This is a genomic window from Cohaesibacter sp. CAU 1516 (assembly GCF_005771485.1).
Lineage (GTDB): Bacteria > Pseudomonadota > Alphaproteobacteria > Rhizobiales > Cohaesibacteraceae > Cohaesibacter > Cohaesibacter intestini.
This window is the reverse complement of the sequence record NZ_VANT01000001.1, coordinates 576,437-601,276: the sequence shown is the minus strand read 5'-3', so window position 1 is coordinate 601,276 and position 24,840 is coordinate 576,437. Positions and strand designations below refer to the sequence as shown.

21 protein-coding genes are annotated in these 24,840 nt (G+C 57.7%); 6 read left to right on the top strand and 15 right to left on the bottom strand.

Annotated elements, in window-relative coordinates:
- Positions 1–250: 250 nt before the first annotated feature.
- A complete protein-coding gene (gene recA, locus FDK21_RS02685; protein WP_138147422.1) occupies positions 251–1,315 on the bottom strand; it encodes a recombinase RecA in 1,065 nt (354 codons plus the stop codon).
- 261 nt (positions 1,316–1,576) lie between these two features.
- Positions 1,577–2,824: a urate hydroxylase PuuD gene (locus tag FDK21_RS02680; protein WP_281405404.1), complete on the bottom strand. Its 1,248-nt coding sequence runs from the start codon at positions 2,822–2,824 to the stop codon at positions 1,577–1,579.
- Between the two features lie 162 nt (positions 2,825–2,986).
- Here FDK21_RS02680 and FDK21_RS02675 point away from each other — a divergent pair, with 162 nt between their 5' ends.
- Entirely contained in the window at positions 2,987–3,925 is a 939-nt protein-coding gene (locus FDK21_RS02675) for a LysR family transcriptional regulator (protein ID WP_138147421.1), read from the top strand.
- Here FDK21_RS02675 and uraH read toward each other — a convergent pair.
- Positions 3,922–4,275, bottom strand: coding sequence for a hydroxyisourate hydrolase (uraH, locus tag FDK21_RS02670; protein WP_138147420.1), 354 nt, complete (start codon positions 4,273–4,275; stop codon positions 3,922–3,924). The genes FDK21_RS02675 and uraH overlap by 4 nt on opposite strands.
- A gap of 200 nt (positions 4,276–4,475) precedes the next feature.
- Here uraH and puuE point away from each other — a divergent pair, with 200 nt between their 5' ends.
- The 3 genes from puuE to FDK21_RS02655 all read left to right on the top strand — a co-directional run bounded on the left by puuE (position 4,476) and on the right by FDK21_RS02655 (position 7,926).
- Positions 4,476–5,894, top strand: coding sequence for an allantoinase PuuE (gene puuE, locus FDK21_RS02665; protein WP_171021969.1), 1,419 nt, complete (start codon positions 4,476–4,478; stop codon positions 5,892–5,894).
- Positions 5,891–6,397 carry an ureidoglycolate lyase gene (locus FDK21_RS02660; protein ID WP_138147418.1) on the top strand — a complete coding sequence of 169 codons (507 nt, stop codon included), beginning with the start codon at positions 5,891–5,893 and terminating at the stop codon, positions 6,395–6,397. The genes puuE and FDK21_RS02660 overlap by 4 nt, the downstream gene beginning before the upstream one ends.
- A 101-nt stretch (positions 6,398–6,498) precedes the next feature.
- Positions 6,499–7,926, top strand: a complete 1,428-nt coding sequence (locus FDK21_RS02655) for a nucleobase:cation symporter-2 family protein (RefSeq protein WP_138147417.1) — start codon at positions 6,499–6,501, stop codon at positions 7,924–7,926.
- A gap of 64 nt (positions 7,927–7,990) precedes the next feature.
- Here FDK21_RS02655 and xdhC read toward each other — a convergent pair whose 3' ends face one another.
- The 5 genes from xdhC to FDK21_RS02630 form a co-directional block, all read right to left on the bottom strand.
- A complete protein-coding gene (xdhC, locus tag FDK21_RS02650; RefSeq protein WP_138147416.1) occupies positions 7,991–8,824 on the bottom strand; it encodes a xanthine dehydrogenase accessory protein XdhC in 834 nt (277 codons plus the stop codon).
- Positions 8,817–11,174, bottom strand: a complete 2,358-nt coding sequence (gene xdhB, locus FDK21_RS02645) for a xanthine dehydrogenase molybdopterin binding subunit (RefSeq protein WP_138147415.1) — start codon at positions 11,172–11,174, stop codon at positions 8,817–8,819. The genes xdhC and xdhB overlap by 8 nt, the downstream gene beginning before the upstream one ends.
- Complete coding sequence (gene xdhA / locus FDK21_RS02640) at positions 11,171–12,631, bottom strand: xanthine dehydrogenase small subunit (protein ID WP_138147414.1); 1,461 nt, start codon at positions 12,629–12,631, stop codon at positions 11,171–11,173. Before xdhA ends, xdhB begins: the two co-directional genes overlap by 4 nt.
- A gap of 229 nt (positions 12,632–12,860) precedes the next feature.
- The gene (locus tag FDK21_RS02635) at positions 12,861–13,682 is read right to left on the bottom strand and encodes a bifunctional allantoicase/(S)-ureidoglycine aminohydrolase (RefSeq protein ID WP_138147413.1); all 822 of its coding nucleotides are present in this window, start codon (positions 13,680–13,682) and stop codon (positions 12,861–12,863) included.
- Positions 13,683–13,889: 207 nt separating this feature from the next.
- On the bottom strand, positions 13,890–14,735 hold the full coding sequence (locus FDK21_RS02630) for a fumarylacetoacetate hydrolase family protein (RefSeq protein ID WP_138147412.1): 846 nt from the start codon (positions 14,733–14,735) through the stop codon (positions 13,890–13,892).
- A 184-nt stretch (positions 14,736–14,919) separates the two neighbouring features.
- On the opposite strand from FDK21_RS02630, the gene FDK21_RS02625 reads away from it, so the two are divergent.
- Together FDK21_RS02625 and FDK21_RS02620 are read left to right on the top strand one after the other, a co-directional pair.
- Positions 14,920–15,264: a hypothetical protein gene (locus FDK21_RS02625; RefSeq protein WP_138147411.1), complete on the top strand. Its 345-nt coding sequence runs from the start codon at positions 14,920–14,922 to the stop codon at positions 15,262–15,264.
- Positions 15,265–15,365: 101 nt separating this feature from the next.
- A complete protein-coding gene (locus tag FDK21_RS02620) occupies positions 15,366–15,824 on the top strand; it encodes a DUF411 domain-containing protein (RefSeq protein WP_138147410.1) in 459 nt (152 codons plus the stop codon).
- A 20-nt stretch (positions 15,825–15,844) separates the two neighbouring features.
- On the opposite strand, the gene FDK21_RS02615 is transcribed toward FDK21_RS02620, so the two are convergent.
- The 7 genes from FDK21_RS02615 to FDK21_RS02585 form a co-directional block, all read right to left on the bottom strand.
- Complete coding sequence (locus tag FDK21_RS02615; RefSeq protein WP_138147409.1) at positions 15,845–17,776, bottom strand: beta-galactosidase; 1,932 nt, start codon at positions 17,774–17,776, stop codon at positions 15,845–15,847.
- Complete coding sequence (locus FDK21_RS02610; RefSeq protein ID WP_138147408.1) at positions 17,773–18,633, bottom strand: SMP-30/gluconolactonase/LRE family protein; 861 nt, start codon at positions 18,631–18,633, stop codon at positions 17,773–17,775. Before FDK21_RS02610 ends, FDK21_RS02615 begins: the two co-directional genes overlap by 4 nt.
- Positions 18,634–18,664: 31 nt before the next feature.
- Entirely contained in the window at positions 18,665–19,270 is a 606-nt protein-coding gene (locus tag FDK21_RS02605) for a 2-dehydro-3-deoxy-6-phosphogalactonate aldolase (protein WP_138147407.1), read from the bottom strand.
- A complete protein-coding gene (locus FDK21_RS02600) occupies positions 19,267–20,178 on the bottom strand; it encodes a 2-dehydro-3-deoxygalactonokinase (RefSeq protein ID WP_138147406.1) in 912 nt (303 codons plus the stop codon). Before FDK21_RS02600 ends, FDK21_RS02605 begins: the two co-directional genes overlap by 4 nt.
- Positions 20,175–20,939, bottom strand: coding sequence for an SDR family oxidoreductase (locus FDK21_RS02595; RefSeq protein WP_114009319.1), 765 nt, complete (start codon positions 20,937–20,939; stop codon positions 20,175–20,177). Before FDK21_RS02595 ends, FDK21_RS02600 begins: the two co-directional genes overlap by 4 nt.
- An 85-nt stretch (positions 20,940–21,024) precedes the next feature.
- Positions 21,025–22,755: an IlvD/Edd family dehydratase gene (locus FDK21_RS02590; protein ID WP_138147405.1), complete on the bottom strand. Its 1,731-nt coding sequence runs from the start codon at positions 22,753–22,755 to the stop codon at positions 21,025–21,027.
- A complete protein-coding gene (locus FDK21_RS02585) occupies positions 22,752–24,839 on the bottom strand; it encodes an alpha-galactosidase (protein WP_138147404.1) in 2,088 nt (695 codons plus the stop codon). The genes FDK21_RS02590 and FDK21_RS02585 overlap by 4 nt, the downstream gene beginning before the upstream one ends.
- Position 24,840: the final 1 nt, after the last annotated feature.

Here is a 24,840-nt window from a genome sequence, read left to right as displayed (position 1 = left end):
CCTCTTCCCCGGAGTCTATTCCTTTGGCGTCAAGTTATGGCGGTTTCTGCAGCTTGTTGGGGGAATTTTCCCGAAAAACTGATCAATAGGCGAAGGGGCACCCCTTCCGAGACCCATTCGGGCTTACTCTCGGCTCTTAAGACCTGCCAAATGAAAAAGCGGCTGATCACAAGGATCAACCGCTCTCATAGATCATCTACCACCATTCAGGCCTTTTAAAGCGCATATGGCCCGACAAGGGGATGAAACCCTATTCGTCATCGTCATCCGGAGACGCTTCTTCAATCAGGCCGGTATTCAGGCCAGCACTTTGGCGAATGCCCATCTCGATCTCGTCCGCCAGTTCCGGATTTTCACGCAGGAAATTCTTGGCATTTTCACGCCCCTGCCCCAGACGCTGGCTATCATAGGAGAACCACGCTCCGGACTTGTCGACAATACCGGACTTCACACCCAGATCGAGCAATTCACCCAGCTTGGAAATGCCTTCGCCATACATGATGTCGAATTCAACCTGTTTGAAGGGTGCGGCCACCTTGTTCTTGACCACTTTCACACGGGTCTGGTTGCCAACCACTTCATCGCGATCCTTGATCGCACCGATGCGGCGGATGTCCAGACGAACCGAAGCATAGAATTTCAGTGCGTTACCACCGGTGGTGGTTTCAGGACTACCAAACATCACACCGATCTTCATACGAATCTGGTTGATGAAGATCACCATACAATTGGTACGAGAGATGGACCCTGCGAGCTTGCGCATGGCCTGACTCATAAGACGGGCCTGAAGTCCGGGAAGCGAATCCCCCATTTCCCCTTCAAGCTCGGCGCGCGGTGTCAATGCAGCCACCGAGTCGACCACCAAGACATCGACCGCGCCGGAACGGACCAGCGTGTCGGCAATTTCCAGAGCCTGTTCACCGGCATCGGGCTGGGAAATCAGAAGATTGTCGATATCGACGCCCAACTTCCTGGCATAGATCGGATCAAGCGCATGCTCGGCATCGACGAAGGCACAAATGCCGCCACGCTTTTGTGATTCGGCCACCACATGCAGCGCCAATGTCGTTTTACCTGAAGATTCCGGCCCGTAGACTTCAATGATGCGGCCCTTCGGCAAGCCGCCAATGCCCAAGGCAACATCAAGTCCGAGGGAGCCGGTCGGAATGGAGCTAATCTCGACCACTTCCCGCTGGCCGAGTTTCATTACTGACCCCTTACCAAATGCACGATCGATTTGTGAAAGGGCGGCTTCCAAAGCCTTTGTCTTGTCCATGCTGCTTCCTTCGACCAGTCGGAGACTATTCTGTGCCATATTTGGGCTCCATTGTTCATAGCATGCACGCTTGCGCAACCATGATTAATGTACACCCTTTGTTCCATTACTCAAGGGATAAGATAAAATTTTGATTAAACATATGAAATAAGATTTGTTCTTAACATGTTCTGGCGGGAAAACTCACACTGCCCATCCTGAGGACCTGAGCTTCTCGGGCGACAGGGTGGCATGATTCGAGCCACGCTCGCCCTTTCGCCTGATGCCTTTAATAACATCCCAAGGAAGGGGCGAGTTGCTCTACCCGCGTGTTGCCGCCAGATACCATTGAACGATAGCCCGTCTTTCCGCTGCTTCCATATAGGTGACATTGGCGGGCGGCATGGCATTGGTCACCCCTGCATGCAGGTAAATCTGGTGAGCGGCCCGCGCAATATCTGCCTCACCTTCGAGATAGAGCCCGCGCGGCGCGGTGCCCACCCCGTCCCAAGCGGTGCTGCGCGCATGGCACATGGAACAGCGCCCTTGCACGATGCCCGCAACATCTTCAAAACCGCTCGCCGCAGCAAACCGTTGCTCATGGCGGGTCATTGGCCGTTCCACTTCACTCAACTCGCCATCCAGATGCTCGGCTGGCAGGAAGGAGATCCACATGGCCGCAAGGAACAGGGCTATGGTTGCCGGAATGGTCCAGACCGGATTGCCAGTGCGGGCATGTTTGGTGTTGAAATAGTGGCGGATCGTCACGCCCATCAGGAAAACCAAGCCCGCAATGACCCAGTTGTAAGGCGAGGCAAAGGCCAGAGGATAGTGGTTTGACAGCATCAGGAAGACCACGGGCAAGGTAAGATAGTTATTATGGGTCGAGCGCAGCTTGGCGATCTTGCCATATTTCGCATCAGGCACCTTGCCCGCCTTCAGGTCCGCCACGACAATGCGTTGATTGGGGATGATGATAAAGAAAACGTTGGCCGTCATAATGGTTGCGGTGAAGGCCCCCAGATGCAGCATCACGGCCCGACCGGTGAAGATCTGATTGTAGCCCCACCCCATGATCACCAGCAGCACGAACAAAAGCAGCATCAACAGGGTCGGGTTCTGATCCAGCCGCGATTTACAAAGGAAGTCATAGACCAGCCAACCGATTGTCAGGGAGCCAGCGGAAATCAACACTGCCTGCCAAATCGCCAGATCCACCTTGTTGGCGTCAATCAAAGTGAGCTCGGCTCCAACCCAATAGGTCACCATCAACAACGCCGCGCCGCTCAACCAGGTGGAATAGCTCTCCCATTTGAACCATGTCAGATGCTCGGGCATATGTTCTGGTGCGACGAGATACTTGCGGACGTGATAAAAGCCGCCCCCATGCACCTGCCATTCCTCGCCATGGGCCCCGACGGGCAGGTTGGGTGCCTTGCGCAAGCCCAAATCCAGCGCGATGAAATAGAAGCTCGACCCGATCCAGGCAATGGCGGTGATCACATGGATCCAGCGAACGGCAAATTCCAGCCAGGCCCAGATCAAAGGCTGCATCATTTCAAAATCCATCACGCTCACGCTCCAAAATCCGTGTCGAACCATCAATAGCAAGGGCACAAACGGCATCTCGCCCTTGCGCCTATTTGAACAATATTGCACCCTCTTTTTCTATGGTATGAAGAAAATCTCGGAACAGATTCAAAAAAACCAAGAAAAAGACGAGCCAGCACGATGTCCTATTTCGACAATATCCGAACCTTTGTCCGAGTCTATGAATTGGGCAGCATGTCGGCCGCGGCGCGTGACCAACGCATTTCCCCGGCCGTTGCCTCGGCCCGCATTTCCCAGCTGGAAGAGCATCTCAATGTACGACTGTTCCAGCGAACCACCCGCATGCTGAACCCGACCGAACAGGGGCGCCTGTTCTATCCGGGCGCCTGCCGTATTCTTGAATCGATCGAGGATGCCGAAGCCCTTGTTTCCAGTGTCACCTTGAAACCCCGCGGCACCATCCATGTTGCTGCCCCTTTGGGCATTGGCCGCCGGTTGATCGCCCCGGCGGTGCCCGGCTTTAAAAAAGAATTCCCGCTGATTGATGTCCGCCTGCGTCTTTCGGACCGCAAGCTCGACATTGCGGCGGAAGGGCTGGATGTGGCCTTTTTCCTCGGCGTGCCGGAAGATTCGGACCTGCGCATTCGCAAGATTGCCGATTGCAAGCGCCTTCTCTGCGCCGCCCCTTCCTATCTTGAAAGCCACGGGGAACCCTCTGGCCCACAGGATTTGTGTGGGGACAATCATGACTGTCTCAATCTGCGCTATCCCGGTGCGCCAGAATTCCAGTGGCCGCTCGAAACAGAGGAAGGGGTCAAACGCTTTGCGGTGAAAGGTCCCTTTGAATCAGACGATGGCGATGTTCTGACCGACTGGGCTCTGAATGGCCATGGAATCGTGCTCAAGCCCGAGTTCGAGGTGCTCGACCATATCCGCTCCGGTGCTCTGGTGCCGATCCTGCCCGACAACCCGCCGATCGCCATCCAGATGGCCTGCCTCTTCTCGCATCGCCGCAGGCAGGACCCGAAAATCCGCCTCTTCATCGATTATATGTCTGGCCATATCCGCACCATGCTGGCCGATCAGGCCAGAGCCATGGCAGCTGGGCAGAAGACCTAGCTGCCCCGATAAGTGGAATAGCCATAGGGAGAAAGCAGCAGCGGCACATGATAGTGGCTCTCTTCTCCCATGCCGAAGCGGATCGGGATTTCATCGAGGAAGCGCGGCCCTTCGACCTCATCGCCCATTGCTTCGAGATAGCGCCCGGCATAAAAGACCAGCTCATAGGTACCGATGGCAAATTGCTCGGCTGGCAAGATCTGTTGATCGGTGCGTCCATCGTCATTGGTGACCATTTCGACGATAAGGGTTCGCACCTCGCCCTCGATCCGATAAAGGGCAATTGGCAAACCAGCCGCCGGGCAACCCCGAGCTGTATCCAAAACATGCGTCGTCAAATAGCCAGTCATTGCCTGCTCCTCTCTTGCCTGCCACCCCTTCTTGGGGGCCTTATATCTGTAAGTCTGTGCATCATAAAGGCTGGCAAATCCAGAACATTGCTTCATTTGCAAAAATAGCTATCGGAATTTCAAGATAATGCTCGCCCATTTATTTGCTATAGAGAAGAATAACAAGAAGGGACAAGAAAGTGACACGCTATCCGCGCAACATGATTGGCTATGGTGCCAACCCGCCCAAGGCCAATTGGCCAAATGGGGCGAAAATCGCTGTTCAGTTCGTTTTGAATTATGAAGAAGGCGGCGAAAACTGCCTGTTGCATGGTGATGCCGCGTCCGAAGCTTTCCTGTCCGAGATTGTTGGCGCGGCCCCTTGGGTTGGCCAGCGCCACTGGAATATGGAATCGATCTATGAATATGGGGCGCGGTCCGGTTTCTGGCGACTGCATCGATTGTTCACAAAAGCAGGCATCCCGCTGACCATCTATGGCGTCGCCACGGCGCTCGCCCGCAGTCCGGAACAAGTTGCCGCCATGCAGGCCGCCGACTGGGAAATTGCCAGCCACGGCCTCAAATGGATCGAATATAAGGATTATAACCGCGAAGACGAAAAGGCCGACATGCTCGAAGCCATCCGTCTGCATGAAGAAGTCACCGGCAGCCGCCCGCTCGGCTGGTATACGGGGCGTTGTTCGGTCAATACGGTTGATCTGGCCACCGAAGTCGGCGGGTTCGATTATATCTCCGACACCTATGATGACGACCTGCCCTACTGGTACCAGTCCGGCCACAAGGACCAGTTGATCATCCCTTACACCCTCGACTGCAACGACATGCGGTTTGCCACGCCACAGGGCTTCAACAGCGGCGATCAATTCTTTGCCTATTTGAAGGACAGCTTTGACTGTCTTTATGAGGAGGGCATGGATGGCACGCCGAAAATGATGAATATCGGCCTTCATTGCCGCCTGATTGGCCGTCCGGGCCGGATCATGGCTCTGAAGCGCTTCATCGACTATGCCCAGAGCAAGGCGGATGTCTGGTTTGCCCGCCGCATCGACATTGCCCGCCACTGGCAGCGCGAACATCCCCCTCTGCGCCCGGATCGCCCGAGCCAGATGGATTTCGCCCGTTTTGTCAGCCAGTTTGGCGGCATTTTCGAGCATAGCCCTTGGGTGGCCGAGCAAGCCTTTGCGCTGGAACTGGGGGCTGCGCACGACTCGGCTCTTGGCCTGCATAATGCCCTCTGCCGCGCGTTCCGCTCGGCTAGCAAGGAAGACCGCCTCAGTGTTCTCAAGGCCCACCCGGATCTGGCAGGCAAACTGGCAGCCGCCAAACGCCTAACCGCCGAATCCACCGCCGAGCAGGCAAGCGCTGGCCTTGATGCCTTAACCGATGCTGAGCGCGCACGGTTCACCGAGCTGAACGAAGCCTATACCGCAAAATTCGGTTTCCCCTTCATCATCGCGGTCCGTGACCATACAAAGGCCAGCATTCTTGAGGCCTTCGAGCGGCGACTGGGCAACAATGGCAACATGGAATTCAATGAGGCCTGCCGTCAGGTTGAACGCATCGCGCTGCATCGCCTCAAGGATATGCTGCCCGTATCTGATGAGGCAACCGGACGATGAGCGACCGCACCATCCTCATCGAACCCATCTCGGCAGAAGCCTTCGCCCCGTTCGGCGACCTGATGGAAGCCACCGGCGGCCCGACCAAAATCATCAATCAGGGCTTTTGTGGCCGCTATCACGATCTGGCGGGCCTCGACATTCTGCCAGATGAGGATCAGGGCCGCTCTGGTATCAGCCTGTTTGATGCCAAGCCGCGCGACCTGCCCTATCAACTCGACATGATGGAGCGCCACCCGCTTGGCTCGCAGGCCTTCATCCCCATGAGCATGAATGGCTTTCTGGTCATTGTGGCAGAGGATGAGGACGGCAAGCCCGCTCGCCCCCGCGCCTTCATCACCAAGGCCGGACAGGCCATCAATTTCAAACGCAATGTCTGGCACGGCGTCCTGACACCGCTTTATGCGCCGGGACTTTTCGCCGTCGTCGACCGGATCGGCACAGCCGACAATCTTGAAGAAATCTGGTTCGAGCAACCCTACATGGTTTGCCCGGCCCCATAATTGACCTGCACAAGCAGGCAATCACCAACCAAAACAAGAAAAACAACAAATGCATCAAGACATTTGGAGGAAAGAAATATGATCCATAGAGGGGTAGAACAATGGATAGAAGCAGCATCGGAACGCCGGAACAACTCCGCGATCCCAACTACACACCGGCCCTTTACAAGGCCATTCCACTAGGCATTCAGCATGTTTTGGCGATGTTCATCGCCAACGTGACGCCTGCCATCATTGTCGCAGGCGCAGCAGGCTTCGGCTTCGGGTCCAATTCCCCCGACTTCCCCGAACTGCTCTATATGATTCAGATGTCGATGTTGTTTGCTGGCATCGCAACCCTGTTCCAAACCATCACCTTTGGCCCTGTTGGCGCTGGTCTGCCAGTGGTGCAGGGCACCAGCTTTGCCTTTCTGCCAATCATGATTCCGCTGGTCGCAGGCAAAGGCGTGGATGCGCTTGCCGCCCTTTATACCGGCATTTTCATCGGCGGCATGTTCCATGCCGTGCTTGGCCGCTTCATCGGCAAAATCCGCTTTGCTCTGCCGCCATTGGTCACCGGGCTTGTGGTCACCATGATCGGTCTGGCTTTGGTCAAGGTCGGCATTCAATATGCCGCAGGCGGTGTGCCAGCCATGGGCAAGCCGGAATTCGGCTCCCTGCTCAATTGGGGTGCTGCCTTGGTGGTGATTGTCGTCACATTGGGCTTCAAATTCTTCACCCGTGGCATGTTTTCGGTTTCAGCCGTGCTGATCGGCCTTGGCGCAGGCTATCTGTTTGCCCTTGCGACCGGCATGCTGACGGTCTCATCCATTGCCACCAGCTTTGAGCGTGCATCGCTCTTCTCCCTGCCAATGCCGTTCAAATATGGCTTCGAGCTGTCCTTTGCCGCCATCATCGGCTTCTGTCTGATGGCCGTCATCTCGGCCATTGAAACCGTTGGTGACGTCTCGGGCATCACCAAGGGCGGTGCAGGCCGTGAAGCCACAGACAAGGAAATTGCCGGGGCAACCTATGCCGATGGTCTGGGCACCGCGATTGCCGGCATCTTTGGCGGCCTGCCAAACACGTCCTTCTCGCAAAATGTCGGCCTCATCGCCATGACTGGCATCATGAGCCGCCATGTGGTCACCATTGGGGCAATCTTCCTGATCATCTGCGGCTTGGTGCCAAAAGTCGGCGGCCTGATCCGCACCATCCCGATCGAAGTGCTTGGTGGTGGCGTGATCGTGATGTTCGGCATGGTTGTCGCAGCTGGTATTTCCATGTTGTCTGATGTCAACTGGAACCGCCGCAACATGGTGATCTTCGCCATTTCCCTGTCGGTCGGTCTGGGCCTGCAGCTGGTGCCTGAAGCGGTCCAGCATCTGCCGGGCACGGCCAAAGTGCTGCTGACCTCGGGCCTGTTGCCTGCAGCCTTCCTCGCCATCGTGCTGAACCTCGTTCTGCCTGAGGAACTGCCAGCCGAAGCGACTGAGGAAGTCTCCGGCGGCATGGCAGGCCACGCAACCGGCTCCCTGCCGGGCGAATAAGCCAAGCAAACAAAAAGGCCCGCCTGATGAATGTCAGGCGGGCCTTTTCTTTGAGTGAGATTGTTTAAGCCGGATGATCCGCCACCGCGATGCTGGCCCGCATATCCTGCAAGATCAGCAATTCCGCCGCCACCATCGCCGCAATGACGGCAGGCCGTTTGTCGTGCGAGCCACCCGCCCCAATCGGGCAGATAAAATCTTCCAGCATCCAATCAGCATCCGACCCAAATTCCCGCCTCAGCCAGTTGGAGAAGGTCCCCCGCTTGGTCTTCGAACCGATCATCCCGACATAAAGCGCGTCGCCGCGCAACAGGGCTTCGCGCGCCAACAGGAAGTCAAGGGCATGATCATGGGTGAGAATGAGGAAAATGCTGCCTGGCCGCGCGGTGCGCACGTCCCCTTCCGGCAAGGCGGAGAGCCTTTGCTCGACATCAGCCTCCAGCACGGCCAGTTCCTCGGCCCGGCTGTCAATGACGATTGGATGGTAGGGCAGCAAAGCCAAGGCAGAGGCCAAAGCCCGGCCCACATGGCCCGCCCCGAAAATATAAATCTGGGGTTCAGCTTGCGCCCGCTGCGCCTGCTCTTGCAAGGCAGCAGAACGGGCCGCTTCATCAACCCTTTGAAAGACCAAGCGCACCCGACCACCGCAGCACTGGCCGATATCAGGCCCCAAGGGGATGTCAAGCTGAACCGTCCCCTGCCCCTGCCGCAACATCCTTCGTGCTTCGTCAATCGCCAGATATTCCAGCTGTCCGCCGCCAATCGTCCCCCACTGCCCTGTGGGTGAGACAAAGATGTCCGCCCCCACCTCGCGCGGCGATGACCCGACCAGATCATCAAGCACCACACGCACCACATCTCGGTGCTGATCGAGGAAGTCACGCAGCGTCTTAGCCATCTTCGTCTCCTGCATAATCTTGCAACCTGTCTACGGCCATCAGAATCCGTTCCGGCGTCGCAGGTGCATCAAGCCTTGGGCATTGGCGATAATCTGCCACACTGGCCACCGCCATCGACAAGGCCTCCAACACGGATGCCGCCAGCATAAAAGGCGGCTCACCAACCGCCTTGGAGCGCTTGATGGTGCGTTCTTGATTCTCTGACCAGTCGGCCAGCGAGACATTGAAAATCGCCGGAATATCGCTCGCCAGCGGGATTTTATAGGTTGAGGGCGCATGGGTGCGAAGCCTCCCGGCATCATCCCACCACAACTCTTCCGTGGTTAGCCAGCCCATCCCCTGCACGAAGGCCCCTTCGACCTGACCGATATCAAGCACCGGATTGAGCGACTTGCCGACATCATGCAAAATATCTGCCCTGTCGACCTTATATTCGCCCGTCAGCAGATCAATCGTCACTTCCGAGACTGCCGCCCCATAGGCAAAATAGAGGAAGGGCCGCCCTTCCCCCTTTTCGCGATCCCAGTGGATTTTCGGCGTCTTATAGAATCCGGCAGCGGACAATTGCACCCGCGCCAAATAGGCTTCCTTGATCAGAGCATCGAAGGCCAGTTCCTCATCGCCAATCCGCACCCGGTTCGGCAAAAACTGGATGTCTTTTTCGCTGACAGACCATTTCTCCGCCGCAAAGGTGATCAACCGCGCCTTGATCTGCTCGGCGGCATCGAGCGCCGCCATGCCATTCAAATCGGTACCGGAAGACGCCGCCGTCGCCGATGTGTTGGGCACCTTGTCGGTTGCCGTGCGGGTGATCTTGATCCGCTCAAGGTCCACCTGAAAGGCATCGGCCACCACCTGTGCCACCTTGACATTCAGCCCCTGCCCCATCTCGGTGCCACCGTGATTGAGCTGGATTGAGCCATCGGTATAGATATGCAGCAAACTGCCCGCCTGATTATACCAGGTGGCGGTGAAGGACACCCCGAACTTGACCGGTGTTAAGGCAATCCCCTTGCGCTCGATCTGTCCTTTGGCGACGGCTTCGTGGTTAAAGGCAATCACGGCCGCGCGGCGCGCCTGATAGTCGGCCCGGCTTTCCAGTTCCCCCACCAGCCGCTCAAGGATATTGTCTTCCACCACCTGATGATAAGGCGTCACATCGCGCCCCGGCCCGCCGTAAAAATTGGCCTTGCGCACCTCTAGCGGGTCCTTACCGACGGCATAAGCCACCTCTTCGATGATCCGCTCGGCGGCAATCACCCCTTGCGGCCCGCCAAAGCCGCGAAAGGCCGTGTTGGAAACCGTATTGGTCTTCATCGGATGAGAATCCAGCCGCACATGGGGGTAGAAATAGGCATTGTCTGCATGGAACAGAGCCCGGTCGGTGACCGGCCCGGACAGGTCGGAAGAATAGCCGCAGCGGGCGATATAATCCCCCCGCACCACCTCAATCCGCCCGTCTTCGTCAAAGCCCACCTCATAATCGACAATGAAATCATGGCGTTTGCCGGTCGCGGTCATATCGAGGTCCCGATCCGGACGCAGTTTGACCGGACGGTTCCATTTTTTCGCAGCCAGCGCAGCAATCGCGCAGAAGATATTCATCTGCGTTTCCTTGCCGCCAAAGCCACCACCCATCCGCCTGACCTGAATGGTCACCGAGTGAGATGGCACACCGAGCACGCGGGCCACCATATGCTGGGCTTCGCTCGGATGCTGGGTTGAGGCATGAACCAGAACATCTTCATCTTCGCCCGGCAGGGCAAAGGCAATCTGGCCTTCCAGATACATATGATCCTGCCCGCCCATCCGCATTTGGCCCTTGAGCCGCTTGGGTGCCGCCGCAAGTGCCTTGTCCGCTTCACCCCGCATCAAGGTCATCGGCTTGGCCACATAGGCCCCACCGGCTTCCTTCGCCACCAAGGCATCGGTTACATGAGGCAAGTCTTCATATTGCACCTCTGCCAGCATCGCCGCGCGGCGGGCAATGTCGCGGCTCTCGGCAATCACGGCAAACAAGGGCTGCCCCCAATAGGAGCAGACATCGGTCGGGAAGACCGGCTCATCATCGAGATGATTGGGACTGATATCATTGATACCGGGAATGTCCTCAGCGGTGATCACCCCGACCACGCCTTTAACCGCAAGGCAGGGGGCAAGATCCAGCGACAGGAGCCGGGCATGGGCCCGCTCGCTGACACCGAAATAGCCATGCAAGGTGCCGATCGGCTCTGCCAGATCATCGGTATAATCCGCCCGCCCGCTGACATGCTTGTCAGCGGAATCATGCTTGATATTCTGATGCACGCCACCCTTGATGGCCGTGGCTTTCGAGACATCCTGTTTCATTCTGCTGCCACCCCGCTTGCATCATTCACACCATGCTCCATCCAGAAGCGGCGGAACAGATTTTGCGCCACTTTCATCCGATAGTCAGCACTGGCCCGCCAATCGGAAATGGGCGAAAAATCCACCGGCAGTGTTTTCGACGCAGCCATCAGGCTCATCTCACAGAAAGGCTGACCAACCAGCAAGCCTTCGGCTGTTGTCGCCCGCTTCGGCGTCGCCGCCATGCCTCCAAGCGCAATCCGGGCTTCTTCAATCACACCATTGTCAACGCGCACATGCACGCCCATGCAGACGGTGGAAATATCCTCATCCCGGCGTTTGGAAATCTTGTAGGCGGCATTGAGGCTGCTGGCCTTGGGCAAAGGCAGGCGCACCGCCTCGACAAAATCACCCGCCTGACGATCCTGCTTGCCATAATCAATAAAGAAATCCTCAAGTGGCAGCACCCTTTGATCAGAACCACGCCGCAACACCAGCTCCGCTCCCAGCGCGATGAAGACAGGCGGCAGGTCGCCAATTGGTGAGCCATTGGCGATGTTGCCACCAATCGTGCCCATATTGCGGATCTGAGGCCCGGCAATTCGGCTCCAGAAATCCTCAAGATGTGGAAAATGGGCAGCCACCGCCTCCATGGCTTCGCTGTAACTGACCCCGGCGCCGATCACCAATTGGCCATCCTGTTCAGCAATGCTTTTAAGACCGTCAAGCCGGGTGAGAAAAAGAACCGTATCCAACCGTTTCAGATGCTTGGTGACCCACAGACCGACATCGGTGCCACCCGCGACAATCGTCGCCTCCGGTTCTTCGAGCCGCACGGCCGCCAGATCATCAAGCGAAGCGGGCAGGATTGCGCGTTGTCCCCCAACAGTCAGCTCAACCCGTGCCTCATCCCGCAACGCCCCCAGCCGCACCACATTGCGCTCACGCTCCGCCAGCAACCAGTCGCTGCCCGGATTGCCATAGTCAGATATGGCCGCCGCAGCCTTGAGGATCGGTTGATAGCCAGTGCAGCGACATAGATTGCCCTGCAAGGCCACGTCCACCGCCCGACGGTCAGGCCTTGGATTTTCCATCCAGAGAGCATAGAGCGCCATGACAAAGCCGGGCGTGCAAAAACCGCATTGGGAACCGTGATGATCGACCATCGCCTGCTGCACCGGATGCAGACCACCATCAACCCCACGCAAAGCTTCAATCGTTACCACATGGCAGCCATCGAGCGAGGGCAGGAAACGGATGCAGGCATTGACCGTCTCATAGATCAACTGGCCCTGATGAAGCCGCCCGACCAAAACCGTGCAGGCGCCACAATCCCCCTCGGCACAGCCTTCCTTCGAGCCGGTCAGCCGACGCGTCAAGCGCAAGTGATCAAGCAAAGTGGTGTCCGGTGCGACCGCATCAAGCTCTTCGAGTTGATCATTGAGCCAAAATCGTAATGTCCTGCGGATGGTAGGCATTGTCGGTTCCTTTTGCTGACCCACTTCAAGTGTGTCGCGACCAACAGAGATCATGCATCCACGACACGCTCAGCCCAACAATTCAGCAGTCATCGGCTCTGACCATTCCTTGGGCATCTTCAACCCTATTCTATGCGCACTTGTCCGGATATGCTGAAAAAGTAATGACAGCTTTAGGATAATGCAAATAATAGCGAACAGAAAGCCCTTAAACGATGCCAATTAGGCATCAAAGAAAGGTCATGTGCCGGTTCACATCCTTGTAGAGCAAATAGCGGAATTTGCCCGGGCCACCGGCATAACAGGCCTGAGGACAAAAGGCACGCAGCCACATATAGTCGCCAGCCTCGACCTCGACCCAGTCCTGATTGAGCCGATAAACCGCTTTTCCTTCAAGCACATAAAGGCCATGCTCCATCACATGGGTCTCAGCAAAAGGAATAACGCCCCCCGGCTCGAACGTGACAATGGTGATATGCATGTCGTGGCGCATGTCATCGGGATCGACAAAACGCGTTGTTGCCCATTTGCCGTCCGTATCCGGCATCGGCGTTGGTGCGATATCCCGCTCGCTGGCGACAAAGGCCTCGGGCTTGTCCACCCCGGCGACGGCCTGATAGGCCTTGCGAATCCAGTGGAACACCGCCACGTCCGTTGCCTCGTTGACAATCGACCAGTCTGATTCACACGGAATATAGGCAAAGTCCCCTTCCTTCACACTGTGCTTCACGCCATCAATGGTCAGGGAAAGCGCCCCGCTGGTGCAAAATATTCCAGCCTGAGCGGCTTTGTTGGTCTCGGGCTGATCACTGCCCCCTTGCGGTTCCAGCTCAACGATATAGTGGGAAAAGGTTTCGGCAAAGCCGGTCAGCGGCCGCGCCAGCACCCACATCCGCATGCCGGTCCAGAAGGGCAGCTTGCTACAGACAATATCCCGCATGGTGCCTTTGGGAATGACCGCATAGGCATCGGTAAAGACCGCCCGATCCGTCAGCAGATCGGTTTGTGCAGGCAGACCACCCTGCGGTGAATAATAGGGTTTGACGGACATGGGGGAACCTCCCGAAAGGCATTTCGAGCGCTCCAGTCTGCAACAGAAGTGACGCGCTCATCTTGACGCCCCATCTTGCCAACCAAATGCAAAGACAGGGCTTTCCATGATAAAACCCTGTCTTGCCGCATTTTCCAACCAGCTTCATGGCCTTTCAGCCCTGAAGCATTGTTTCGCTTTTTTTGAAAATCTCCCCTTAAAGGGCCTCTATCCGTCAAACGCCACAAACTGTTGCACCTGCTCGCCAAGTCCTTCGACCCCAAGCCGCACTTCATCACCGGCTTTGAGATAACACGGTGGAGACATGCCCATACCAACGCCCGGAGGGGTACCGGTGGAGATCACATCCCCCGCCCGCAAGGGAAAGAAGGTCGACAGATGGGCAATGATCTCGGCCACCGGGAAAATCATCTTTTCCGTATTGCCGGTCTGCATCCGCTCGCCATTGACATCAAGCCAAAGGTCAAGCTTTTGAGGATCCGGGATTTCATCACGGGTCACCAGATAGGGGCCGATCGGACCAAAGCCTTCGCAGGACTTGCCCTTCACCCATTGTCCGCCATGTTCGATCTGGAAAGCGCGTTCAGAGAGATCATTGACCACGCAATAGCCTGCCACGTGAGACAAGGCGTCTTCCAGCGCAATATGCGCGCCGCCCGTCCCGATGATCACCCCCAGTTCCACCTCCCAATCGGTCTTGGTCGAGCCTTTGGGAATCGCCACCGGATCGTTCGCCCCGGTCGCTTCGCACACCTTGGTGAACAGGATCGGAAAGTCAGGAATCGCCATGCCGGCTTCTGCTGCGTGATCGGAATAATTCAGCCCAATGCAGAAAAAGCGTTGGCTATCTGCAATGCAGGCATCATACCGCACGTCATCCGGCAGCATCGGGAACATGGTCGGATCCAGAGCCGCCAACCGCGCCAAAGCCTCGTCGGACAGCTGATCCGGCCCCAGATCCGGGATCACCGAAGACAGGTCCCTGCCCCGCCCCTCGGCATCCAGCATCCCCGGTTTCGCAGCTCCTCTTGGCCCAAATCGGAACAACTTCATCGCACGCCTCCTCACCTTGATTATTGATTGGTCTTTCAAAACACAGAACCACCATCTTGCCCTATTTACAACGGATAAGCGAAGCGACCTGTTGCGCCTTGACATCGACCCGTCGGAGCACCGACAGTGGGTATCAAGAACAGACCAAGGGAAGCCCTTCTTGCGCAAGACCGTGATAGTATTGATGCTGTTTCTGCTTGTGGTGCCGATGAGCGCCGCCACCCTTTTGGCTGCGCCCTTTCAGAGTCTTCCGCATGAAAGCATCACCTCCATGGTGAAAAGCATCATCGAGTACCATGCTGTTTCAGATGACCAGACAGCCAGCCAACAGCCAACGCCTTGCCCGGATTGTCCCATGTCAGACTGTGACCCGGATCCTGCCGGGGATTGCAGCTTTCATGCCTGCTGCTTCCTTCATCCCGCAATGCAAGTCTTCAGAGATCTGCGTCACACACCTATGGCGACCTTCAGCGACCATCACCTGTTGGCCATTTTCCTGCCGCCACCGGACGACCCACCCATTTCGTGACAACACTCCCCCAACAGTGACCGGCTCCTCCTTGTCTGTTGAAAGATGACATCGCGGCAGCCTGTTGCCATTCTCATAAGTTGAACAATATGGAGTTAGTCATGTCCCTCAAACCAATCACCCACGCGGTCTTTCTGGCATCGAGCCTGCTTTTGCCGCTGTCTTCTCACGCAGCAGAAGGCCCCAAAGTCACCGTCTACAAATCCGCTTCATGCGGCTGCTGCGGCGACTGGGCTGCGGCTCTTGAAAAAGCCGGATACCAAATCGAGACCAACAATATTGATGATCTCGACTGGGCCAAGCAGCAATTCAGCGTACCCGAAGAGATGGAGGCCTGTCACACGGCCATCATCGATGGCTATGTGGTGGAAGGCCATGTGCCTCTTGAGGCTCTGGCCAAACTGCTAAAAGAGAGACCAAAGGTCCGCGGCATCGCCACTCCGGGCATGCCGATGGGCTCCCTTGGCATGGGCTATGACCCGAAAGCCCGCTACACGGTCTATGCTTTCGGGTTACCCGGCAATCAAGCCCCGCGCCCATTCTATGAGGCGGGGCAATAAGCCTTCTTTGCGTTGATCCTTCAGCGCTTTTTCCAGCTCACACCGGCGGCGGGGATTGTCTCGCCGCCCCATTCCACCGGCTCGGAATTATAGTTGAAGACAAAGCGGTGGTTCGCCGTATCACGCAGTCGCACGCCGTCTGGCAGGGCGACAGTCTCAATACCTTCAGCGGCGCAAAGCGGTGTCAGGATTGCCCGCCAGGCATCCGCATCCGGCCAGATCGACAGATAGTGCCACTTACCACCATTCTTCACCAAAACCGCTTCACCGGATTGCGTTTTGGCCACCACCTCGAAATCGCCTTCAAGGCTTTCCAGCCACCGCCCCCCATGGCCGCCGATATCCAGCGGAACTGCCACTGATGGGGGCAGGCTCTGGGTCAGGCTGACGGTGCAATCAAGCCCCACCAGATTGGGGCCCAATGGCATCGGGAACGTCAATTCTTCGGTTTTAACCCCGCTGCGCGGCCCGAGAATAACCGTCGCATCTGTCGACGACAAAGCCAACCCTTCAAGGGTCATCAGGCCCGGCGCCAGAATGAGCTTGTAACCCGTCAGATTGCCGCGCTTGGGCAGAATATCAACCGACAATCCCAAGGCCCGCAAGGCACGATAGGTCTCGAACACCAGTCGGAAATAGTCGAAATCCGCACCCTGTGGCTGGGTATCCCACGCCCATTGCGACGGATAGTCAAAAATCAGCGCCACCGGGGCCTGTACGATGGCCGGTGCCTGCAAGGCCTCATCGGCCGCAATCTCTGCGGCGACCTGCCGTGCTTCTAAAAGGCCACGGGCTTCCACATCATCCGGGCGCAGCAAAGCTGTGTGCATCTGCTCCTGTGCGAAAGGCGCTTGCCGCCAGCGGAAATAACTCACCACTTCGGCCCCATGGGCAAAGGCTTCCCAACTCCAAAGCCGCACCATGCCATCCAGCGGTGCAGGATTGAACGGGGCCCAATTGACCGGGCCGGGCTGCTGCTCCATCACCCACCAGCGGCTCTTGCCAACGGCACGGTAAAGATCGTGATGGAAGGCCTGAAAGTCAGGGTCGCCTTGCCTCAGGAACCGCAGCTTGTGGTCCTCACTTTCCTCCAGACGATCTGATAGGAAACCAATCGGATAGCTGTCCCAACTGGCAATATCGAGATCCAGACCAACATCATAATGATCAAACTCGGTCACCCGGCCCATATAATTATGGATCAGCGGCGCGTCGGTCAGCTCACGCAAAGCGTCGGCCTGCTCCTTGTTGAACCGGACAACCTGATCGGACGAGAACCGCCGAAAGGCCATCACGTGGGACGGATTGGGCTCGGTGACAGTCATGTTGGGCAGTTCGATCTGCTTGAAGCTGTCATAGTCCATCGACCAGAAAACATTGCCCCACGCCTCATTGAGCACAGCAATGCTGCCATAAAGCTGGCTCAACCAATCGCGGAACCCCACTTGGGCAGCGTTGGAATAGGACAGAATCGTATCATGGCACCCATATTCATTGTCGATCTGCCACGCCGCCACATGCGGGTTGCGACCATAGCGTTCGCCCATCAGGCGCGCCATCCGCACCGCCTCGCGTCGATAGCCTGCATGGGAAAAGCAATAATGGCGCCGCGACCCGAACTTGCGCGGCTGGCCCTTTTCATCCACCGCCAACATGTCGGGATAACAATCGATCATCCAGCGCGGCGGCGTGGCGCTCGGCGTGCCCAGCACCACCTTCAGTCCCGCCGCCCCCAATATCTCGATTGCGTCATCCAGCCAGTCCCAGACCATCTTGTCCGGCTGAGGCTCCAGCCGCGACCAGGCAAATTCGCCGATCCGCACCCATTTGATGCCCGCCTCCACCATCCGACGGGCATCTTCCTGCCACACGGAACGGTCCCACTGTTCGGGATAATAGCAAACGCCCAGAGACCGCTGGAACGCCTTCAAACCTTCAATCGATTTTGTCATAGCTGCACCTTGTGTTCTCTCTGCCCCTTTAACGTGACATCGCGCTGGAAGACCGATCCAGCCAGTGGATGCTGAGCGATCCCCGCCTCATCCAGCTCGCAGCGGGCCGAGGTCACATAAAGTGTCTGCCCATCGCGCCCGCCAAAGGCCGGACAAGTAAGATGGGGTGCGCCAAAGGCTTCAGCAAACAGAAAGTCTCCGTCCGGGCCATAGACTGCCACGCGTGACGCCCCCCATTGCGCCACCCACAAATTGCCCACCGCGTCCACAACCGCCCCGTCCGGGTCGAGATCATCAGCGCGAAAGTCAATGAAACAGTCCGCCTCAGCCGCTGGCCAACCTTCCCCATCCAGCGCCACCCGCATCAAACGCTGGGTGCGCGTATCGGTGAAATAGGCATGTCGACCATCGGGCGCAAAGCAAATGGCATTGGAGATGGAAATCCGGTCATAGAGCCGCCGCAACTCACCGCGATAAAAGCGATAGATCGCCCCGGCATGGTCTTCGCCCTTTTTGCCCATGGTGCCAATCCAGAAGCCACCATAGGGGTCGGCGCGGCCGTCATTGGACCGGGTCAGAGCATTATCCCCTTCCAGATCGCAGACCCGTTCCTCAGCTCCGGACACGAGATTGAACAAAAACAGCCTCGTTTCGCTGGCCACCAGCAAATGGTCGTGATCGACCCAGCCGCAGGCACTGACCATCTGGTCAAAGTCCCATGCCGCAGGACCATCCCCGGTCCGGGTCAGCAATCGTCCTGCCAAAATGTCAAACCAGAAGAGCTGTCCCCGCTCCGGGTGCCAAAGCGGCCCTTCCCCGAGGCTGCATCGGCGATCGTCAAATAGATCCGCGTTCAATCCGCCTTCTCCCCTTGCCCATTATGGTGCCTTACCCCATCGCCGCATCATAGGCCGCAACCACTTGTCTGGCTCTTTCGGCCAGATCTTGCGGCGAGCGCCCCGGAACATAGAGCGCCGTTCCAATACCAAAGCCATCTGCCCCGGCAACCAGCCAGTCTCCAAAATTTTCCGGCCCGGCCCCGCCAACAGCATAGACCGGCACATCGCGCGGCAATACCGCCCGCATGGCTTTAAGCCCCTCAGAACCAACAAGCGAGCCGGGAAACAGCTTCAACCCGTCCGCCCCCGCCCGAATGGCGGTGAAGGCCTCGGTCGGCGTCATCACTCCGGGCCAGCTTTGAAGCCCCCATTCCTTGGTCACCGCGATGACATCCGGATTGCAATCTGGCGAGACCACCAGCTTGCCCCCCGCTTTGGCGACAGCGGCCACATCTTCAACACTCAACACGGTGCCAGCCCCGATCAGCGCCCGATCCGCATAGGCCCCTGCCAGTAGCCTCACACTTGTCAGAGCGTCAGGAGAATTAAGCGGCACCTCGATCATGGTGATCCCGGCTTCGATCAGCCCCTGCCCCGCCGCCTCGACCTCAGACGGCTCGATCCCGCGCAAAATGGCAATGATATTGCGGCTCATGCTGTCTCATCCTTTTTCTGCGCTCTTTGTCGGTATACGGCCATCAGGCCTGCCAAAGTCATGTCGAGGCCATTTTCCACCTCGGGCTTAACACATTCTTCGCTCAGCGCCATGTCATAGAGATGGCAAAGGCTGGCCTCCCCGATCACGCTGATCCGCTGTCCCAGCCAATAGGGCTTGGTGGCAGCCAGTTCCATACCAATCAACAGCCCGGACAGGCGGGCCCGCACATCTGCAGCTTTCAGGCCAGTCAGCAGGCTCTCGGCCCTCAGACTGAACAACCGACTGGTTAGCCGTGCCGGATGTGCCATCCCTTCGGAGACGGCCTCCAGAAACAGCTCTTCATTCAACCCTTCTTCGCCAAGGGAATGCTTCAGCACGGTATGGTTGGCGATCACCGCGAATATTTCACCAGTCATCGCCGTCTGGAACGACACCACTTCGCCCGCACTGATCCGCACCCATTTGCTGTGCGTCCCCGGCAGGCACAAAACGCCGTCGAACTCCTTGTCCTTGGCCAGATAGCCAGCAATCTGCACCTCTTCGCCGCGCATGACATCCGCGGGCCGCTCCTGTTTGAGACCCGGCACCACATGCACCCGGAATGCTGGACAGGAGACCGACCCATAGAGATCCCCCAGCGGTTCGCAAGGCACGGCACGGTAGGGCGCCTCAACCCATCCCTGTCGTGAGCCGACCATGCCGCAGGCAATCACGTCAACGGGTTGGGGGTGACCGGCCAGCTGATCTGCGATCAGATCAGCAAGGGCCGGTTCGAAACCGTCCATGGTGAGTGAACCCATACCGCTCTCCGAAGAGCGATGAAACAGCACCTTGTCTGCCTCATCCAAACCCCAGGCACGCAAATGGGTTGTCCCCCAGTCAACGGCAATCCATGACAAACTCATCCTGTTACCACCACGCCACCATCGATCACCAAAGTCTGACCGGTCATCATCCGACTGGTCTTGGAGGCCAGAAACAGAACCCCATCGATGATGTCTTCAGGCTGGATCGGTTCTTTCAGGCACTGCATCGCCAAATGATTTTCGAGCGCTTCAGGCGTCACCCACATGTCCTTCTGCTTTTGGGTCAGCACCCAGCCCGGAGCCAGTGCATTGACCCGAACGCCATCAGGGCCCCATTCGCGCGCCAAAGATCGGGTCATGCCATTGATGCCCGAATTGGCCGTAGTGTAGCAGGTCAGATTCTCATGCCCCATCATATAGGCAATGGAGGAGAAATTAATGATCGAACCACCGCCCCGCTGGCGCATGCCCTCAAACACCGCCTTGCAGGAAAAGAAGTAGGACCGCAGATTGAGCGACATATTCCAGTCCCAGTAGTCCTGTGTCACATCCTCTGCCCTGTGCCGCTCATCATTGGCCGCATTGTTGACAAGGATCGAAATGGCGCCATGGACTTCGGCGGCCTCCGCAATGGCCCCTTCCAGCTTGCCCACATCGGTAATGTCGCATGGCAGGAACAAGGGCCGGTTGCCGGTTTCCCGTTCCATCCGGTCGCAAAAGTCGGTTGCATCAGAGCGCTGAACAAAGGCCACCTTGCAGCCCTGCCGCAAGAAGCCCTCTGTCAGATAAGCGCCAATCCCCGACCCACCACCGGTGATGAATACAGACTGGTTCGCAAGATCCGAATAGGTTGCATGCATTGGTCACTCTCTTTCCCGGTTGGGCGGCCCCCTCTGCCAAGGGAGATCCGCCAACCCTTCTGATTTTTCTGATCCTGTTGGTGTTTCAGTGGCTTTCTCGGGTCACGAGACGGGTATCCTTGCCCACCAGAAAGTCCAGATCAGCCCCCTGATCGGCCTGCAAAACATGATCGATATAAAGCCGCGCATAACCACGGTCATAATGCGGAGCATCGGGCTGCCAAGCGGCGCGGCGCTTCGCCAACTCGGCCTCATCGACCAACAGCTCCAAGGCACCAGCCGAGGCACTGACCCGGATGCGATCGCCGGTCTTGACCAAAGCCAGCGGCCCACCCGCCTGCGCTTCGGGCGCCACATGCAGCACCACCGTGCCAAAGGCCGTGCCGGACATCCGCGCGTCACTGATCCGCACCATGTCCCGCACCCCTTGTTTGACCAACTTGGCCGGGATCGGCATATTGCCCACTTCCGGCATGCCCGGATAGCCCTTCGGCCCACAGCCCTTGAGCACAAGGATTGTGTCTTTGGTAACGGGCAGATCCTCCCGGTCAATATTGGCCTTCATGTCCTCGATACTCTCGAACACATAGGCCTCCGCTTCATGCTCGAGCAAGGCATCCGTTGCCGCCGACGGTTTGACAATAGCCCCGTCCGGCGCCAGATTGCCTTTCAGCATCCGCAATCCCGCAGCTGGCTTGACCGGCGCATCAAAGGGGTGGATCACATCGTCATTGTAGCATTCCGCGCCCTCCGCATAGGCGCTGATATCCTTGCCCATCACGGTCATGGCGGACCGCAAATGAGCTTTGAGGCGCTCCAGCACCACAGGCATGCCGCCTGCATAGCAGAAATCTTCCATCAAATACTGGCCCGACGGCATGCAATTGACCAGCAACGGAATATCCTTGCCAATCTCCACATCCTCCAGCCGCAGATCGATCCCGACCCGACCTGCCAGCGCCAGCAAATGAACCACCGCATTGGTCGAACCACCGACCGCTGCATTGGCCAGAATGGCATTCTCAAAGCTTTCCCGGCTAACCACCTTGGAGAGCACCAGCCCCTCTTCGACCATTTCGACAATCCGCTTGCCGGTCAAATGCGCCAACGCCATCCGTCTTGCATCGACCGCAGGCAAGGCCGCATTGGTCGGCAAGCTCAGACCCATTGCTTCCACCAAGGAGGCCATGGTCGAGGCGGTGCCCATGGTCATACAGACGCCCTTCGAGCGGCTCATGCCGGATTCAGCCGCCATGAAATCCTTCAGCGTCATTTCCCCGGCTCGCACCGCTTCGGAAAATTTCCACACATCAGTGCCAGAGCCAATATCCTTGCCCTTCCATTTGCCATTCAGCATCGGGCCGGACGAGACGACAATGGTCGGCAAATCCACCGATGCCGCCCCCATCAATTGCCCCGGTGTGGTCTTGTCGCAGCCGCCGAGCAGAACCACCCCGTCCATGCCATAGGCGCGGATGCTTTCCTCCACATCCATCGACAACAGATTGCGAAACAACATCGCGGTTGGCTTCATCTGGGTTTCGCCCAAGGACATCACCGGAAACTCGACCGGGAACCCACCGGCCTCCCAGACGCCTCGCTTGACCCCTTCAGCCAAATCCCTCAGGCCAGAATTGCACGGAGTCAGCTCCGACCAGGTGTTGCAAATGCCAATCACCGGCCGCCCATCAAACACATGATCCGGAAAACCCTGATTTTTCATCCAGCTGCGATGAATGAAACCATCCTTGTCCAATTTGCCATACCAGGCACGATTGCGCCGATCCTGCTTTTTGTCGTCGCTGTTATCGCTCATAGTCTTTGCCCTTCTAAAACCCACATCACATCGGGGAAGCTCCAGGGTAGCGTCACCCCGTGCTGCATCAGAAATGCCCCGCTGGCCTTAATCGGTCCTTGTTTTAGGGCTGGCAGGCCGCGCGACAAATGCACACCCCGATCAGCATCCAGTAGGGTCAGACGATAGTGCGCCTCGGGCTCAAGTCCGGTCAAGCGCAGTGGCCGCGGCAAAATCTGCCGCGATGTCCCCGCTTTGCCCGCAAAGACCACAAATCGGCCCCCATCGGCGGCCAATTGCTGTTCGGCAAAGATCGCTTTATCCCCATGATCGAGCCGCAAAATGTCGGCTTTTTCCATCCAGCCGCGATTGGCCTTCCACCAGCTGGTCACCCGGGTCAGCAAAGCGGCCTCATCCGCGCTCAGTTCGCGCGGATCCATCTCAAAGCCCATATGCCGCTGAGCGGCCACCCAGGCCCACAAATGGATATCCAGATCCCGCCCGGATGTGTGGCAATGGCGCGGCCCCACATGAGAGCCTGTCACCACCAGCGGCAGGAACAGAGCCGCTTCATGCTGGATCCGCATCCGCTCCAGCGCGTCATTGCTGTCCGACAGCCAGACCCGCTGGGTGTGTCCCAAAATACCAAAATCAATCCGTCCGCCACCCGACGAACAACTTTCAATTTCAACACTGGGGAAATCCGCCCTCAGACGGCCAAGCAGGTCATAGATCCCTGCCGTCTGGTCCGCATCGGGATAAGGCAGCACCCGATTGTGGTCCCACTTGATATAGTCGATGTCATTGTCCGACAGGACGGCCGCAATCTTGTCATACAGGTAATTGCACACCGCATCGTTGGCGAGGTCGAGCACGAATTGCTGCCGCCCGGCCAACTGGTCCGCATCCCCCAGCATCCAATCGGGATGGGCACGATACAGGTCTGACTCCTTATTGACCATTTCCGGCTCGAACCAAATGCCAAAGCGCATGCCCAAGCCCTGCACATGGTCGATCAGCGGCGTCAGACCATCGGGAAATTTGCGCCGATCAATCACCCAATCCCCAAGCGAGCTGGTGTCATCATCACGCCGCCCAAACCAGCCGTCATCAAGCACAAAGCGCTCAGCCCCAAGGGCGGCAGCCCGCTCGGCAATCTGCTTCAGTGCCTCGACATCATGGTCGAAATAGATCGCTTCCCAGCAATTGTAATGCACCGGACGGGGCCGATCCGGATGCGGCATGGTCAAAACTCTATCGCGCAAATGACGCTGGAAGGACACAGCCAAGCCATTCAGCCCCTCGTCGGAATAGGTGACATAAAGCGGGGCGGTTTCGACCTGAGTGACGGGAGCCCTGAAGCTGCCGCCCGCATTGCCAAACTGGATTTGTCGTCGCCCATCAGGCAATTCTTCCGCCACCAGCCGATGACCGCCAGACCAGCCATAGTGAAAGCCAAAAGCCTCACCGCTGGAGTTGATCGCACCGGTCAGCGGCACGATCAGGCCGGGAAAATGCTCGTGCCCTGAACGGCCCGTGCGATTGTCGCGCAGATGGGCGCCGGGCGTCCAAGCCACCCGGTTGGTCATGAATTCCCCACACCAGCGACCGGAAAAATCGATCATCTCGTCGGACAATTGCGGGCCGGGCAAAACCGGTGCCGCCAACCAATCAACAAGGATCGGCGCGCCTGAGGACAGCGACGCCCGCGCCACAATCATCTTGGTGCCCGCATCAATAGCAAAGCTGGCGATATAGGTAAGCCCCAGCGCCTCGTCTGCAAAGGTCAGGCTCAGCGCCCCCTCTTCGCTGTCATTCGCCGCAACAAACCGCAACCGCGGTGCAAGCAGATGCCCATCTGCCGCGCGCACCATCATCCCCGGTTGGCCGGGAAAGGTCTGGCTGGTTTCCGGGCAGATCGACAAGGCAGGCACTTCATCGAGCATGCCACCGGTCACATCCATGCCTTGCGCCTGATACAGCCCTTCCAGATCCTCGTCATCGGGCAAGCGGCGGCCCCAATAGGCGACCTCCGCCAACTGATCATTGCGTGACACCAAAACAAGGCTTTGACGATCATCGTCCAGCCGCCAACAGCGTTTCATG